10 protein-coding genes are annotated in these 15084 nt (G+C 42.1%); 7 read left to right on the forward strand and 3 right to left on the reverse strand.

The window, feature by feature from the left end; all coding sequences use genetic code 11:
• From B3S92_RS11000 to B3S92_RS11010, 3 genes are all read left to right on the forward strand, one after another.
• On the forward strand, nucleotides 1–1776 hold a 1776-nt coding region (locus tag B3S92_RS11000; protein WP_296206024.1), incomplete at its 5' end, for a transferrin-binding protein-like solute binding protein.
• Nucleotides 1777–1993: 217 nt separating this feature from the next.
• Nucleotides 1994–4810: a transferrin-binding protein-like solute binding protein gene (locus tag B3S92_RS11005; RefSeq protein WP_296206027.1), complete on the forward strand. Its 2817-nt coding sequence runs from the start codon at nucleotides 1994–1996 to the stop codon at nucleotides 4808–4810.
• A gap of 273 nt (nucleotides 4811–5083) precedes the next feature.
• The gene (locus B3S92_RS11010) at nucleotides 5084–6640 is read left to right on the forward strand and encodes a porin family protein (RefSeq protein WP_296206030.1); all 1557 of its coding nucleotides are present in this window, start codon (nucleotides 5084–5086) and stop codon (nucleotides 6638–6640) included.
• 90 nt (nucleotides 6641–6730) lie between these two features.
• Here B3S92_RS11010 and putP read toward each other — a convergent pair whose 3' ends face one another.
• Together putP and B3S92_RS11020 are read right to left on the reverse strand one after the other, a co-directional pair.
• Complete coding sequence (gene putP, locus B3S92_RS11015) at nucleotides 6731–8227, reverse strand: sodium/proline symporter PutP (protein ID WP_077449946.1); 1497 nt, start codon at nucleotides 8225–8227, stop codon at nucleotides 6731–6733.
• Nucleotides 8228–8648: 421 nt separating this feature from the next.
• On the reverse strand, nucleotides 8649–9521 hold the full coding sequence (locus B3S92_RS11020) for a LysR family transcriptional regulator (protein ID WP_077448535.1): 873 nt from the start codon (nucleotides 9519–9521) through the stop codon (nucleotides 8649–8651).
• Between the two features lie 335 nt (nucleotides 9522–9856).
• On the opposite strand from B3S92_RS11020, the gene leuC reads away from it, so the two are divergent.
• The 4 genes from leuC to B3S92_RS11040 all read left to right on the forward strand — a co-directional run bounded on the left by leuC (nucleotide 9857) and on the right by B3S92_RS11040 (nucleotide 14734).
• Complete coding sequence (gene leuC, locus B3S92_RS11025) at nucleotides 9857–11293, forward strand: 3-isopropylmalate dehydratase large subunit (protein ID WP_296206035.1); 1437 nt, start codon at nucleotides 9857–9859, stop codon at nucleotides 11291–11293.
• Nucleotides 11294–11344: 51 nt separating this feature from the next.
• On the forward strand, nucleotides 11345–11995 hold the full coding sequence (leuD, locus tag B3S92_RS11030; RefSeq protein ID WP_077448537.1) for a 3-isopropylmalate dehydratase small subunit: 651 nt from the start codon (nucleotides 11345–11347) through the stop codon (nucleotides 11993–11995).
• Nucleotides 11996–12087: 92 nt separating this feature from the next.
• On the forward strand, nucleotides 12088–13191 hold the full coding sequence (gene leuB / locus B3S92_RS11035; RefSeq protein WP_296206039.1) for a 3-isopropylmalate dehydrogenase: 1104 nt from the start codon (nucleotides 12088–12090) through the stop codon (nucleotides 13189–13191).
• Between the two features lie 277 nt (nucleotides 13192–13468).
• Nucleotides 13469–14734, forward strand: a complete 1266-nt coding sequence (locus tag B3S92_RS11040; RefSeq protein WP_296206042.1) for a L,D-transpeptidase family protein — start codon at nucleotides 13469–13471, stop codon at nucleotides 14732–14734.
• 122 nt (nucleotides 14735–14856) lie between these two features.
• Here B3S92_RS11040 and infA read toward each other — a convergent pair whose 3' ends face one another.
• Nucleotides 14857–15081 (reverse strand): translation initiation factor IF-1, encoded by a 225-nt coding sequence (infA, locus tag B3S92_RS11045; protein WP_011961149.1) that lies wholly within the window; start codon nucleotides 15079–15081, stop codon nucleotides 14857–14859.
• Between the last annotated feature and the right edge of the window lie 3 nt (nucleotides 15082–15084).

The raw sequence follows: 15084 nt of genomic DNA on the forward strand, positions 1-15084 counted from the left end.
CCAGAGCCAACGCCTGAGCCAACACCAGAGCCAACGCCTGAGCCAACGCCAGAACTACCTGATAACCCCAACGCAGCACCAGACTCTACAATCTCTGTTATCCAGAGCAGTCTGGTAAGAGATGAAGACAGTGGTATATCTAAAAACTCATCTGAAACTTACGATAGTTTAACGCTTAATGCCAATGAAGCAGGTGCTAAATATGGAATTTCACCTATCTTACGAGCACCACTTAAAGTTAAATTAAGAGATGCAAATGATATAGACTATCAAGATGGCTTCAAAAGAACTGAAGGATATATTACTCAAAAAACTGAGCCTAATAAGTTAGTTAGTAATAAAGTAAACTATACTTCTGTATATAATAACTTTGACGATCAAATGCAGATTGGTCATATCTATGGTGATGTGAAAGGATCGGGGAACGTAACTAGAAAAGCTTTACTATCTAGTACCTATGTAAAAGGTAATGCGACCAACCTTTCAGATATGGAGTACTTAGAGAAACTAGGCCAGTACAATATCGATAATAAAATTGATGATGGTTCAGTTAAGTATGAAGGTGTAGCAAGCTACATGATGAATACTAAGGAAGAAATCATTGATAAAGGGGCATTACATACTGGTAAATCTGAGTTTGATGTTAACTTTGTTAATAAAAAAGTCGATGGTACTTTAACCTTTAAAGATATTGGTGAAAAGGTTATTAAAGCAGACATTGAAGGTAATAAGTTTGCAGGAAAAGCCAATGACTTAACGACCAGTGGTGGCTTCTATGGTGAAGACGCCAAATTACTAGGCGGTGTCTATCAAGATACCAAAGGTAAAGGTACTTATGGTGCCGAGAAGGTAGATCCAGACGCGCCAGAACCAGAGCCTAAAAAAGAAGTTACTGGAGTAATGAGTAACACTATTAGTAGCGTATCAGGCTTGGGTACAGATGATGCAATCGGTTATCGTCAGTTTGTGACAGACAATCAAACCTTCACTGAGACAAAGGGTGACGGTGAGGATATGACACCGACTATGGTTGAAAATCCTGACGTAGATAACCTACCAAGTTTTGATAAGTTTGATGCTCGTCTTGACATTGTTAAACCGAATAAATTTAAAAACAATGGCTCAATTATCACTGTAAGAAGCGATGACGTAGATGCTGGCAATAAGTTTATGAAGTCAGCTAAAACAAATAGAGTTAGCTTTGATAAGGTAGAGTCAACTATTGGACAAATTAGGTTAGACTATGATTATAACTCTGTATATCGTAACTTTAATTCACAAATGCAGATTGGTCATGTCTATGGAGATTTAAGCTTAGATAAACCATTCGTTGGAGGTGTGAAATCACGTTATACGAATGTTTACGTGGTTGGCCATGCGACCGAAAATATGCCAACAGAAGGTACTGCACAGTATGCAGGTGTTGCCACATATATGGATAATATCCATTTAGGATCCGGTGCTCTGAAAAATCCAGTTGTTAATGGTACTTCAGAATTTGATGTTGACTTTGTTCAAGGTTCTTTAGCAGGTACATTAGCGTTTGCTGATATTAACAAGAACATTGGTATTGAAGCTAAGATCGATGGCAATACCTTCTCAGGAACGAAAGATAATATTGCAACATCAGGTGGTTTCTATGGTGAAGACGCACAGTTCTTGGGTGGTATCTATCAAGAGGCTAAGCTAGAAAAAGGAAGCAATGTACCAGGTACAGGAACAACTCCAGGTACGGGTACTACCTTCCAAGGTACATTCGGAGCTGAGAAGCAATAAGCCTAAATTAGAAGTAATTTTTATATAAAAAGGCGTCCCAAAAGGGGCGCTTTTTTTGGGCTTATTAAAAACTTCAGCTACGTTTAATTGTTCCACTGATAAGTCTGTTTAATAAGTTGACTTTATTGTCAATATCGATAATATAAGTATTTGTTGTCACTTGTTAAGTGTTAGTAACAAAATTGGAATGTATTTTTATCTTCATGGAGGAAGTTTAATGTCACTTCAAAAGCCATCTTTATCTACCTATCCAACAAAAAAAATCTCAACCCCTTTAAAGCCCAGTGTGGTTTTATTAACCTCTGTTATTTTTGCCTCTGTTAGTGCCTACGCTGAAGAAAACGCTCAGCCAACTGTACCTGTCAATCCTGATGTTGCTGCACAATCCAACTTAACCGGATTTCAAAGTAATGCCATTGGCAAAAGAACAGGTACCAGCATTCGTTACACTGAGATTCTAGAAAATGATTCAGACAGTTATGACCAAATCGCTGTTCGAGCGGATCAAGTTGCCTCTAAGTTAGCCACTGATGCCCCGATTCAAATTGAGGTGACGGGTTCGGATGATAAAGATGTTGGCAATGGGTTTAAGCAAAATGAAGGATACGTAGAAGTATGGGGTCAAGGTTCTGGCGGGGTTATCTCAAGAAAACGCCGTATGGATTACACCACCACCTACAAAAACTTCGATGATCAAATGCAAATTGGTCATGTTCATGGTGATCTAAAAGCCCCGCTAATAAACGTCGATGAATATCGCTTATCGAATGTCTACGTACAAGGGAATGCCACAGATGAGGCAGATATTGATTTCCTACAAGGCTGGGCACAGCATCATCAAGACACCAATCTAAGTGAAGGTGTGGTTCAGTACACAGGTGATGCGACCTATATGGAGAACTTACATCTTAAAGATGGTCAGCAAAGCAGCCCTGTTGTGAATGGTACTTCAGAATTTAATGTTGATTTTGTTAAAGCTCTGCTTGAGGGAACGCTAAGTTTCCAAGAGGGCGATTACAAGTATATGCCTGAGGGCAATCAAATTGGCATCAAGGCAGACATCAGCGGCAATACCTTCAAGGGGAATTATGAGGGTATTGATACCGCGGGTGGATTCTATGGAGAAGATGGTCGTCTGTTAGGCGGTATTTATCAGCAAGCGTTGACGCCAGGTGGAGGGGGGAGTGCTCCAGGAGAAGGAACCACTTTCCAAGGTACATTTGGCGCAAGTAAAACCACTAAGACGCTTGACCCTGTAGCCAACCCTGATGTGGCTGCTGACTCAAAAGTGACCGGTTTCCACAGCAGTGCACTGAGTAACGATAACTTGATTGGCCCAAGCATACATTATGGTGCTATTCGTGATAATAAGACGGGCAGTTATGATGAGCTGTCTATGCGAGCCAATGAAACGGACTCTAGAGAATATTATGCCGCAGTCGATGTCAATTTAACCGGAGATGCGGATACCAGCTACGGCAATGGTTTTATGCAGCATAGCGATAAGACATTAATTAAACTGGGCCGTATTTTAAGAAGAGACTTTGAGTATCAGTCTATCTATAAAGATTTCGATGGCCAAATGCAAATAGGTCATGTCTTGGGTGATCCTAAAGTGCGCTGGACAAATATCACGCCAGGCCGTCTGTCTAACGTCCATGTTCAAGGTAATGCTACCCATCTTGATGACATGCAGTACATGAAAGATTTGGCACAGTATAAAGCAGACAGTGAGATTGACGATGGCAAGGTGCAGTATAAGGGCGTTGCCACTTATATGGAAAACCTACATCTAAAAGATGGGAATCGTGCTGGGCCTGTGGTGGATGGTACCTCTACCTTTGACGTTGATTTTATCAATGCTAATCTTGAAGGTGAGCTGGCGTTTAATGCTGGCGATTATAAGTACATGCCAGAAGGCAACAAGATTAACATTAAGGCAGATATTACCGGTAATGCGTTCGCTGGTAAGCTAGGCGATATTGATACGGCAGGTGGTTTTTATGGTGAAGACGCCCAGCTTTTAGGCGGGGTTTACCAACAAGCTCTAACTACCGGCGGTGTTGCGAAGAAAAAAGGTGAGGGTACGACATTCCAAGGGACCTTTGGTGCCAGTAAAGTAAACAATAAAGACTCTGATATTCCCAGTGAGCCGCAGCTACCTACTGTGGAGTCAGATATGACCGGCTTCCAGTCTACGGCTCTCAGTAGTAAAGAAAAAACATTGCCATTTGGCTTAGGAAAGCTAGACAACGCTATTGGCTATGTCGAAATTCGTGATGACCTGTCTGACTTTGAGAGCACAGTGGATAAAGACGGTAATTTAGTACCTGTAGATAATCGCAAAGGTGACAACTTCAAGAGCTTTGATAAAGGCGTGGTACGTGGGGACATGGTGAAACCTGACACAGTATTTAAGCCTATTGAGGTGTCATTAAAGCAATCAGGCAAAGTTAAGGTAGATGCGGGTAAAGGTAGCTTCAATCCCACTTTCAATTACAACTCGGTTTATAAAAACTTCGATCAGCAAATGCAAGTGGGCCACGTTTACGGTAACTTCGACTCGGCAGCCGGTGACGTGTCACGTGCAGCCAATGTCTATGTTCAAGGTTATTTGACAGCGGCAGAAGCCATGGATGCGCTAAAAGAGGTTAATGAAGGTAAAGCTCAATACACAGGGGTAGCCACCTATATTGAGAATATCCATCTGGCAGACAATGCCAATACAGCGCCTGTTAATGGTACATCAAACTTCGATGTCGACTTTGTGAACAACTCAGTGAAAGGTGAGCTTGCCTTTGACGGCAACTTCAAATATATGCCAGAAGGTAATAAGATTGGTATTGAAGCAACCATTGATGGTAATACCTTCGCAGGTAATGTGAATGGTATCGATACGGCTGGTGGCTTCTATGGTGAAGAGGCTAAGTTCTTAGGCGGTGTTTACCAAGATGCTTCAGTTGAAGGGGGTAAAGGTACGGTTGCTGGTACAGGCACTAAATTCCAAGGTACGTTCGGTGCTGAGAAGCAGTAACGTTACGGCTGACTCTGATGCTGTATAAATACTACAGTAATTAAGAGTAACCAATTAAAACATTATGGTAAGAAAAAAGCGTCCTATTGGGCGCTTTTTTTGTGGCAAAAACATCAATATTATCTTATAGTTAAACAAGCTTAATAGCGTGCTATGTCAGTCTAGATTATATGGCTTTACCTTAGGCAGATGATAGGTATAATAAAACGCTGTTAAATGTTTTGATGGAAATAAACTGAATATTGACGTTCAGTAATACTGTTAGGGATAACTATGTCACAATCACACCTTCTGAAAACCCTCACCACCTCTGCTGTCTTATTCAGTGCGGTATATGCTCCCTTAGTTTATGCTGCTGATAATATGCCACCTCTAGATGATAATGATAGATATTCATCAGAAAAAGAGACAGCTGATAAGCTTTTAGAGCTTCAGCGCGAAGATATTGATGTCGGTAAAGCTGCGCCAACCGCAAATTTATCTACATCAGAAACTCAAAAAGCATTAAATGAGCGTGGTCAATCTCAGTCTGCACAGCGGTATGACTTGGAAGCTTTAAAAGCAGACCCTGTTGCTTTTACCAGATACTTAAATGCTGCTTTGGCTGCTCAAGATATGACAACGGTCAAAGAGTTATTACCTCATTACAAAGCACTTAACGTCAATGATCCAATGTTGATTAAGTTTGCCGATGCTTTGGTATATCGCAGTGAAGGTCAGAATAAAAAAGCCATCGCTATCTACAAAGATATGTTAGCGGATAACCCAGACTTTCACCCTGTGCGTCTGAATATGGCTCAAGCTTTGTATGCGGATAAACAGTACAGTGTGGCTCATGATCAACTGCAAAAATTACGCGGTGCCGATATTCCTCAGCCTGTCATGGCCAATGTCGAGCGTTTGATTCAGCGTATCGATGAGCAGGAGGAGTGGCGATTCAATGCGTCAGCACGCTACGTATATGACGATAACTTAAATGATGTACCTGATGTCATGCCTAATGGCTATAGAGCTCCTAAGAAGGAGAAAGGTAAAGGACTTCAAGTGTCAGGCAGTGCCAATAAGCGCTTTAACTTAGACAAAAACTTCTATGCCGAAGTAGGCGGTAACGCAACACTAAAAGGCTACTGGGATAATAGTGAATACAATGATTACCTGCTTACAGCTTCAGCAGGAGTGGGCTATGATGATGCCAAAAACGACGTATCAATTAGCCCTTTTGTGACTAAGCGCTATTACAGTGAAGATCCTTATAGTTTGCGTAAAGGTGTCAATATCAGTGGCTCTCGTTGGGTAAAACCTAAGCTGAAACTGACAGCAAGTGGTATGTACTCAAACGAAACATTTGATGATGATAACAATAAAGCAAGAGAGACCGACGCGCTATTCCTAGGATTGAACGCTTTATATATCAAGGATGCGAAAGAGTATTTTTATGGAGGTATAGGTAGGTATAATAATGACGTACCAGCGCGAAGCTTCTTAACCTACGATAGGGACTCAGTTAACGTGGGCTGGGGTCGAGAATGGGCTCAAGGTATATCGACAATAACCTCTTTGAATTATGGTGTTAAGAAGTATGATAATCCGGCAAAAGACTTCTCTGGTGAGGGCTTGAAATTTTTCTATACTACTTATGGCGGTGATCCTGGCACAAGCCGTGAAGATAAGACCACCTCACTTGGCTTGCAGGTATGGAAGCGTGATTTAACGGTACTAGGCTTAACGCCGCGCCTAGTATTTGATTATGAGAAGACTTCAAGTAACTTCGATTATTATGATGATAGAGATGATAAAAGCGCAACAGTTATGCTGACCAAATCATTTTAATTGAGTTGATAAAGCAGTAGTTATAGCCATAAAAAAACCTCGCAGCCAGTGCGAGGTTTTTTATTATCAGAGTTTATTTACAAGCGGTTATTAAAGATTGGTTTCCATCTCTTCAAACTTCGCTTTGATATGAGCACTTGGCTCAGCTGTCGCTAGACTACCAATCACAATAGCGATTGAGCTTAAGATAAAGCCTGGAATGATGGCATATAACCAGTCATTTAAAGGAACACCGGCTGATGTCTCAAAGCCGCCATATACCCAAAGAATAACAGTTACTGCACCGACAATCATACCTGCTAGGGCACCATTACGGTTCATACGCTTCCACATTAAGCTGATAACAACCAATGGACCGAATGCTGCACCGAAGCCTGCCCAAGCGTTAGATACCAGTGATAATACTGAGCTGTCAGGGTCAGAAGCTAAGAAGATAGCTACTACCGCAACCAATACTACCGAGATACGACCTACCATTACTTGACGTGCTTCAGGAGCTTCTCTATCAAAGAATAACTTATACACATCACGAGTCAGCGAGCTTGATACCACTAGCAGCTGTGATGAAATGGTACTCATAATAGCCGCTAAAATAGCCGCCAATAAGAAGCCTGAAACTAAAGGATGGAATAAGAAGTTAGTGAAAACTAGGAAAATAGTTTCTGGGTCATCTAAAGTCATGGCTGTTTTTTGGACATAAGCACGACCAGCGAAACCTGTCATTAAGGCACCGATTAAGCTCACAATCATCCAGCTCATACCAATTCTACGGGCTGTTGGCACATCTTTTACAGAGCGAATGGCCATGAAGCGCACGATAATATGAGGCTGACCGAAGTAACCCAAGCCCCAGGCCAATAAAGACAAGATACCTAAGAAGGTCATGCCGCTAAAGATATTTAGCATTTCTGGATCAATATTGCGAATGGCAGTAGTTGTTGCGCCAACACCGCCAAGATCTGTAAAGGCAACCAAAGGCACGATAATCATAGCCAATAGCATGATCACACCCTGCACAAAGTCAGTGGTAGATACCGCAAGGAAGCCACCGAATAGGGTATAGATAACAACCACACCAGCAGTAACCCAAAGTCCGGTGCTATAAGACATACCTAGAGCACTATCAAACAATTTACCGCCACCCGCTAAACTTGCTGCGGTGTATACAGTAAAGAATAAGATAATAACGATGGCTGAAATAACACGCAATAGATGCGATTTATCTTCAAAGCGGTTGGCGAAATAGTCAGGAAGGGTAATCGCATTGTCCGCGATTTCGGTATAGACACGCAGTCTTGGTGCTACCAATAGGTAGTTGGCAAAGGCACCGATGGTCAAACCTAGGGCAATCCAAATACTGACCACACCAGAGCTGTACATATAACCGGGAAGACCCAGTAATAACCAGCCTGACATGTCAGAAGCACCGGCTGATAAAGCGGCTACGCCAGGGCTCAAGTTACGACCACCTAACATATAACCTGCAGAGTCGTTATCGGCCTTAAAGTAGGCCCAAACCCCGATTCCAATCATCAATAAGAAATATAGAGCGAGCGAGATGAGCACGCCAGTTTCAATTCCATTCATAACATAATCCTTATGTAATATATTTTTTGAACATAAAAAAACCATTATGTGACTTGTATCATAATGGTTCTTTCACAAAAACTAAAAGAGTATTAGCAGAAGTTAAAAGATTTCTTTTGGTATAACTCATGCAAGTCAAACATAAGCCTTAATAATTCGAATCTTTACATCCTCGACGTGTCAGTTACACGCCATTAACTTTTGGCAATATGGTTGCATTATAGAGTAAAAAATAAGGGATTACGAATGCAATTAAAATTTGAAACTGATTAGAAATTTAATAAGGTGATTTAGAGGGGACTTTAAATTGAGGGGATAACGCTAATAAAAACTTGCTGAAGAAGCCGAATAAAAAATGCTTTGACTCTTATCGAAGTCAAAGCATTTAGGTAACCACACAAATAAAATAACCAATCAAGACTTATTCAATAGGCGCCAACATCTGCATTAAGGCATCGACACTAGCAGAACGCGTCAAGCTTGGGTTAATAACCACGCCCAAGTAGCGTTGCAGCTCTAAGTCTTTGGCCATATCAATGGTAGCCAGCTCATGATTGATCAAAGTTTGGGGTAGCACTGACCAACCTAGACCGACAGAGACCAACATACGAATAGACTCAAGAGGGTTGGTGGTCATGGTGGCATATGGCTTTAAGTTCTGTTTGGCAAATTCAGCCAAAGTAATCTGACTGGTAAAGGTATTGGCTGCCGGCAAGATAGCTGAATAGTGTGCTAATTGCTCTAAAGTTACATTTGATTTTTTTGCTAAAGGTGACAGAGTACCCGTCACGAAGAATAAGGGATCTGACCAAAGCGTATGGTAAGTCAAGCGCTTGTCATATACTGGCGGTAAAGTTAAAAAGGCCAGTGACAGTTCCCCGTCAAGCACCGCCTTGTGTGCAGCCTCTGAATCCACAAAATGTACCTCAAGCTGAACCGAAGGGTAAGTTTGAATAAACTGCTTTAGCACAGGAGGTAAATGGTGCAGTCCAATATGATGACTGGTACCAATAACTAATTTGCCAGAGATGGTCTGCTGCGAGTTTTGGATATTAATCTTAAAGTTATCGTAATCATCCAACCAGCGCTTGGCATGCGGCAGTAATTCGTTAGCAGCAGCGGTAGGCACGATACCACGGCCTAGCGTATCGAATAGGGTAACCTTAAATTCATCTTCAAGATTTTTGATTCGCTTACTGACAGCAGGCTGAGTAATAAAAAGTTTTTCAGCCGCTCCTGAGATACTGCCCGTTTGCATTACAGTGATAAAGGTGGTCAAATTTGTGGTATTCATGGTCAGCCTAAAACTATCAAAAAAGGAATGGAATTTATAAGTATAATATAAAGTTTGCTATATGATAAAAATCATCAATTATTATTATATAACTTAGCTGTTATAATCTCAATACGTAAGGCGAGTTAAGTTAAGATTATTATATATAATATCAGCCACTAAATTGGCTTAAATATTTCAATTATATTAAATACCTTAATTATAGCAGTGGTAAGGGGAAATATAGTCTTTAATTACCATCGCCCTTAATTAGATTATTAATAGCAAGATTATCACTTTCGTTAATTACTTTTATTTATACCTACAAACATTATAAGCCAGCAAGGAAGTATTCCATGTCAGCAACACAATCAAATACCGCAAAAACATTATACGACAAACTTTGGGACGCTCACTTAGTCAGTCAGCGTGATGATGGCTCAAGCCTAATTTATATTGATCGCCATTTATTACATGAAGTGACCAGTCCTCAAGCTTTTGAAGGTTTGGCTTTGGCCAATCGTGAACCTTGGCGTTTGTCGGCCAACATTGCTACCCCAGACCATAACGTGCCTACTGTGCGTAAAGAGCGTCTAGAAGGGGTAAGTGGCATTAAAGATGAAGTGTCACGCTTACAGGTAAAAACCTTAGATGACAACTGTGCTAAGTTCAACATTGCTGAATTCACCATCAATGATGCCCGTCAAGGTATCGTACACGTGGTGGGTCCAGAGCAAGGCTTAGTATTACCCGGAATGACCGTAGTATGTGGTGACTCTCATACCGCGACTCATGGTGCTTTAGGCTGCTTGGCACATGGTATTGGTACCTCTGAAGTTGAACACGTACTAGCCACACAATGCTTGGTACAAAAGAAATCTAAAAACATGCTAATCCGTGTTGATGGTGAGCTTGGTGAAGGCGTGACGGCCAAAGACGTGGTATTGGCTATTATTGCTAAAATTGGTACTGCAGGTGGTACAGGTTATGCGATTGAGTTTGCCGGTGAGGTGTTCAAAAATATGAGCATGGAAGGCCGTATGACCGTCTGTAATATGGCCATTGAAGCCGGTGCTCGTGTGGGTATGGTGGGCGTAGATGAGACCACCATTGAGTACGTTAAAGGTCGCCCTTACTCGCCAACAGGAGAGCAGTGGGAGCAAGCGGTTGAGTACTGGAACACGCTACATTCAGACGAAGGCGCTCATTTTGATGCCATCATTGAATTAGATGGTAGTGAAATTGCGCCACAAGTATCTTGGGGAACCTCACCTGAGATGGTAGTGGATGTAACTCAAAATGTACCGACATTGGCTCAAGCCAAAGATGAAGTACAGCAAGAAGCTTGGACTCGTGCTTATGAGTATATGGGGTTAGAGCAAGGTCAGCCTATTACTGATATTAAGCTTGACCGTATTTTTATCGGCTCTTGCACCAACTCACGTATCGAAGATTTACGTTCAGCAGCGTCAGTAATTAAAGGTCGTAAAGTTGCAGATAATGTCAAAGAAGCCATCGTTGTAGCAGGCTCAGGACAAGTGAAACAGCAAGCTGAAGAGGAAGGGCTAGATAAGGTATTTATCGAAGCTGGGTTTGAATGGCGTGAGCCAGGCTGCTCAATGTGTTTGGCTATGAATGCTGATAAGCTAGAGCCAAAAGAGCACTGTGCTTCTACTTCGAACCGTAACTTTGAAGGACGTCAGGGGAATGGCGGTCGTACTCACTTAGTTAGTCCAGCTATGGCTGCGGCTGCGGCATTGGCCGGTCACTTTGTGGATGTACGCAGTTTCTAAGCTGTCACAGATTAAACTACAACCCCCTATTTAAAGTTAAAGGAATACACCATGCAAGCTTATAACACTCAAACCGGCATCGTATGCCCATTAGATCGCTCCAACGTTGATACTGATCAGATTATCGCGAAACAGTTTTTAAAATCAATCAAACGGACAGGTTTTGGCGTTAACCTATTTGACGATTGGCGTTATAAAGATGAAGGCTATCCAGGTCAAGATCCGTCAACCCGTGTGATTAACCCTGACTTTGTCTTAAACAAACCGCGCTACCAAGGGGCAACCATCTTGCTAGCTCGTGATAACTTCGGCTGTGGCTCAAGCCGTGAGCATGCGCCTTGGGCATTATCAGAGTATGGTTTTCGCACCATTATCGCACCAAGTTTCGCTGATATTTTCTATAATAACTGCTTTAAAAATGGCATGTTGCCGATTGTATTGACCGAAGAGCAAGTAGACGAGCTATTTGAAGCATGTTTTGCCAACGAAGGCTATGAGCTAACCGCTGACCTTGAGCGTCAAGTGGTGGTGACCCCTGAAGGCAAAGAGTTTCCTTTTGAAGTCGATGAGTTTCGTAAGCATTGCTTGTTAAATGGTTTAGACGATATTGGTCTAACCTTACAGCAAGAAGATGCTATCAAAGCTTATGAAGCAAAAATGCAGCAAAAAACACCTTGGGTATTTAATGAAGTTCAGGCATAAGCCCAGCACCCTTTTAAGGACTAAGCCCGTCAGTTGCTGAATCAATTAACGGGCAATCAAGATTTTAGAACCATCATTTAGGAACACAGGATATGGCAACCGTATTAACTCTAGCAGGGGATGGCATTGGTCCGGAGATTATGACTCAGGCCGTTGCAGTATTAAAAGCAGTCAATGAAAAGTTTGAGCTGGGACTGACCTTAGAAGAAGGTGACTTAGGTGGTGCGGCTATCGACAGAGCAGGGGTGCCTTTACCAGAGGATACTTTACAAAAAGCACGCGCTGCCGATGCGGTATTACTAGGTGCAGTAGGCGGACCTAAGTGGGATGGTATCGAGCGTAGCATTCGTCCGGAGCGTGGCTTATTAAAAATCCGTAGTGAGCTGGGTTTATTTGCCAACTTACGTGTGGCTAAGTTGTATCCTCAACTGGCCAATGCTTCAAGCTTAAAGCCAGAAATCATTTCAGGACTAGACTTGCTTATCGTACGTGAGTTGACCGGCGGTATCTATTTTGGTGAACCTCGTGGTATCCGTACTTTAGAAAATGGTGAGCAGCAAGGCTATAACACCATGGTCTATAAAACCTCTGAGATTGAGCGTATTGGTAAAGTAGCGTTTGAATTGGCCAAAGTACGTGCTAAAGCCAACGGTACAGCTGCCAAGATTTGTTCAGTAGATAAAGCCAACGTGCTAGAAGTTACTGAGCTTTGGAAGCAGACTATGATTAAGCTGCAGCAAAGTGAGTATCCAGAAGTTGAACTAAGTCATATGTATGCTGACAATGCTTGTATGCAACTGGTGCGAGATCCTAAGCAGTTTGACGTGATGGTAACCGGTAATATGTTTGGTGATATCTTATCTGATGAGGCGGCGATGTTGACCGGCTCTATCGGTATGTTGCCTTCAGCTAGCCTAGATGAAAATGGTAAAGGCATGTATGAGCCCTGCCACGGTAGTGCTCCAGATATCGCGGGTCAAGATAAAGCCAACCCTTTAGCGACCATTTTGTCAGTGGCTATGATGCTGCGTTATACCTTTAAGCATGAAGAGTCTGCAGCCGCTATCGAGCAAGCAGTGAGTGACGTGCTTGATGACGGTCTACGCACTGGTGACATCATGGACAGCGATGAATCAGGCTTAACGCTGGTAGGCTGTAAGCAGATGGGTGAAGCGGTATTGGCCAAGCTTGGCTAAGTGTTTGTCATACCCTAGAGTATTCACTCATAAAAAACCCGAATCTTATGGTTCGGGTTTTTTTATTTAAGATTATAGGAATTTTTATTAAAGGCTAGAGTGCTATTTATTCAAAGTTATAAAGCTAAGAATAGGGCGGGAATATACATAATTTTGCATAAGATAACCAATACTGGGTTAACCTAAGGGCTTATAAATAGTATAGTTAAAGTTAAATAATATAATGAATAAAACAGTTTAAATATAATAATAGCAACAATAAATATACGGAGCCTCCATGCTTAATAATTTCTCAAACAACACTTCTCAAAACAGCACTGCCCACAACAGTAAAACAAGTAATATCAGTTCAACACAAGAGCACTCAAAAGCCGGCGTTAGATTAAAACAGTTAACGGTAGCCATTTCTGCGAGCTTAGCCCTTAGCTTATCCTATGCTGCAGAGACGAATGAGGCGGAGCAGGTGGCTCAAGATACTCAAGCTCAGAGTACTGTAGCCACTGCCCAACAAGATGATGTACAGCAAGACAGTACTCAACAAGCAAGCTCTGCTCAGACGATCGACAATCAAGTCGAAAATGAAGGGGAAGAGGAAGGTGCTGCAGAAGCTCAGTCAACTCAAGCTAAAGCCCAGACTCAAACCAAATCTCAGTCAAACTCTGAGCTATCGGCCATGGCACAGCAAGTTAATGACAGTGAGTGGCAGCCGGGCGTTAAGATGACGCAAGCTGTGGGTACGAAAGTACAGGCATTATTAAACTGGAATCATCATGGTGTTGGTGCGGTAGATGGCTGGTGGGGGAAAAACACCCAAAAAGCGATGCAGGCTTTTCAAAAAGCCAAAGGCTTGCCTGTGACCGACACCCTTGACCAAAAGACGTGGAAAGCTTTGCAAAGTGGTGATCTGGCCAGTAAGCCTGTACTCATTAGCTATACGTTGACGGATTCTGATGTCAATATTAAGACCACCACCATTCCACAAGGGGTTGAGGCTAAGTCTAAGTTAGAAGGCTTGTATTATGAGAGTGTGGCCGAGGCAATGGCAGAAAAGTTTCATATGAGTATCAGCTATCTAAAGCAGCTGAATCCCAATGCCACTTTCACAGAAGGTGAGACACTTACGGTATATAATCCTAGCAAAGCCAATAAGAAAGCAGTAACCCGAGTAGTGGCTGATAAAAACAGCCAAACTTTATATGCTTATGATAAAAACGATAAGTTGGTTGCCAGTTATCCAACCACAGTAGGGAGCACAGCTACTCCATCACCGACAGGGACTCATAAGGTGCAGACTAAGGTAAGTGACCCAAACTATACGCATACCGATCCTGAAGGTAAGCAAACCATCTTGCCACCCGGTCCGAATAACCCAGTGGGCCGAGTATGGATTGGTTTAACCAAGCCCTCTTATGGTATCCACGGTTCACCTGATCCAGAGCGTATCAGTCGTCAAGCTTCAGCAGGCTGCATTCGTTTGACCAACTGGGATGCCATGGCCTTATTAAATACCATTGATAATAATGCCACGGTTGAGATCAAATAAGAGAAAAAGACAGCAACGCAAAAAAACCGCTACCTAATAAGGATTAGCGGTTTTTTTTATGACTGCATAACAATTTAATTGCAGCAGTCTAGGGTAAACCTAAGTTATAGCTTATTGAGCTATTAAGTTTTACCACGGTAAGTAATACGACCTTTGGTTAAGTCGTATGGAGTCATCTCAACTTTAACCTTATCACCGGTTAAAATACGGATGTAGTGTTTGCGCATCTTACCTGAAATATGGGCAATAATCTCATGTCCATTTTCAAGGCGCACTTTGAAAAGTGTATTAGGAAGGGTGTCAATGACTTCGCCTTCAAATTCAATAATGTCGTCTTTTTTTGCCATAAT

Origin of the sequence: Psychrobacter sp. UBA3962 (assembly GCF_002385225.1) — a bacterium.
In the GTDB taxonomy this organism is placed as follows: Bacteria; Pseudomonadota; Gammaproteobacteria; order Pseudomonadales; family Moraxellaceae; genus Psychrobacter.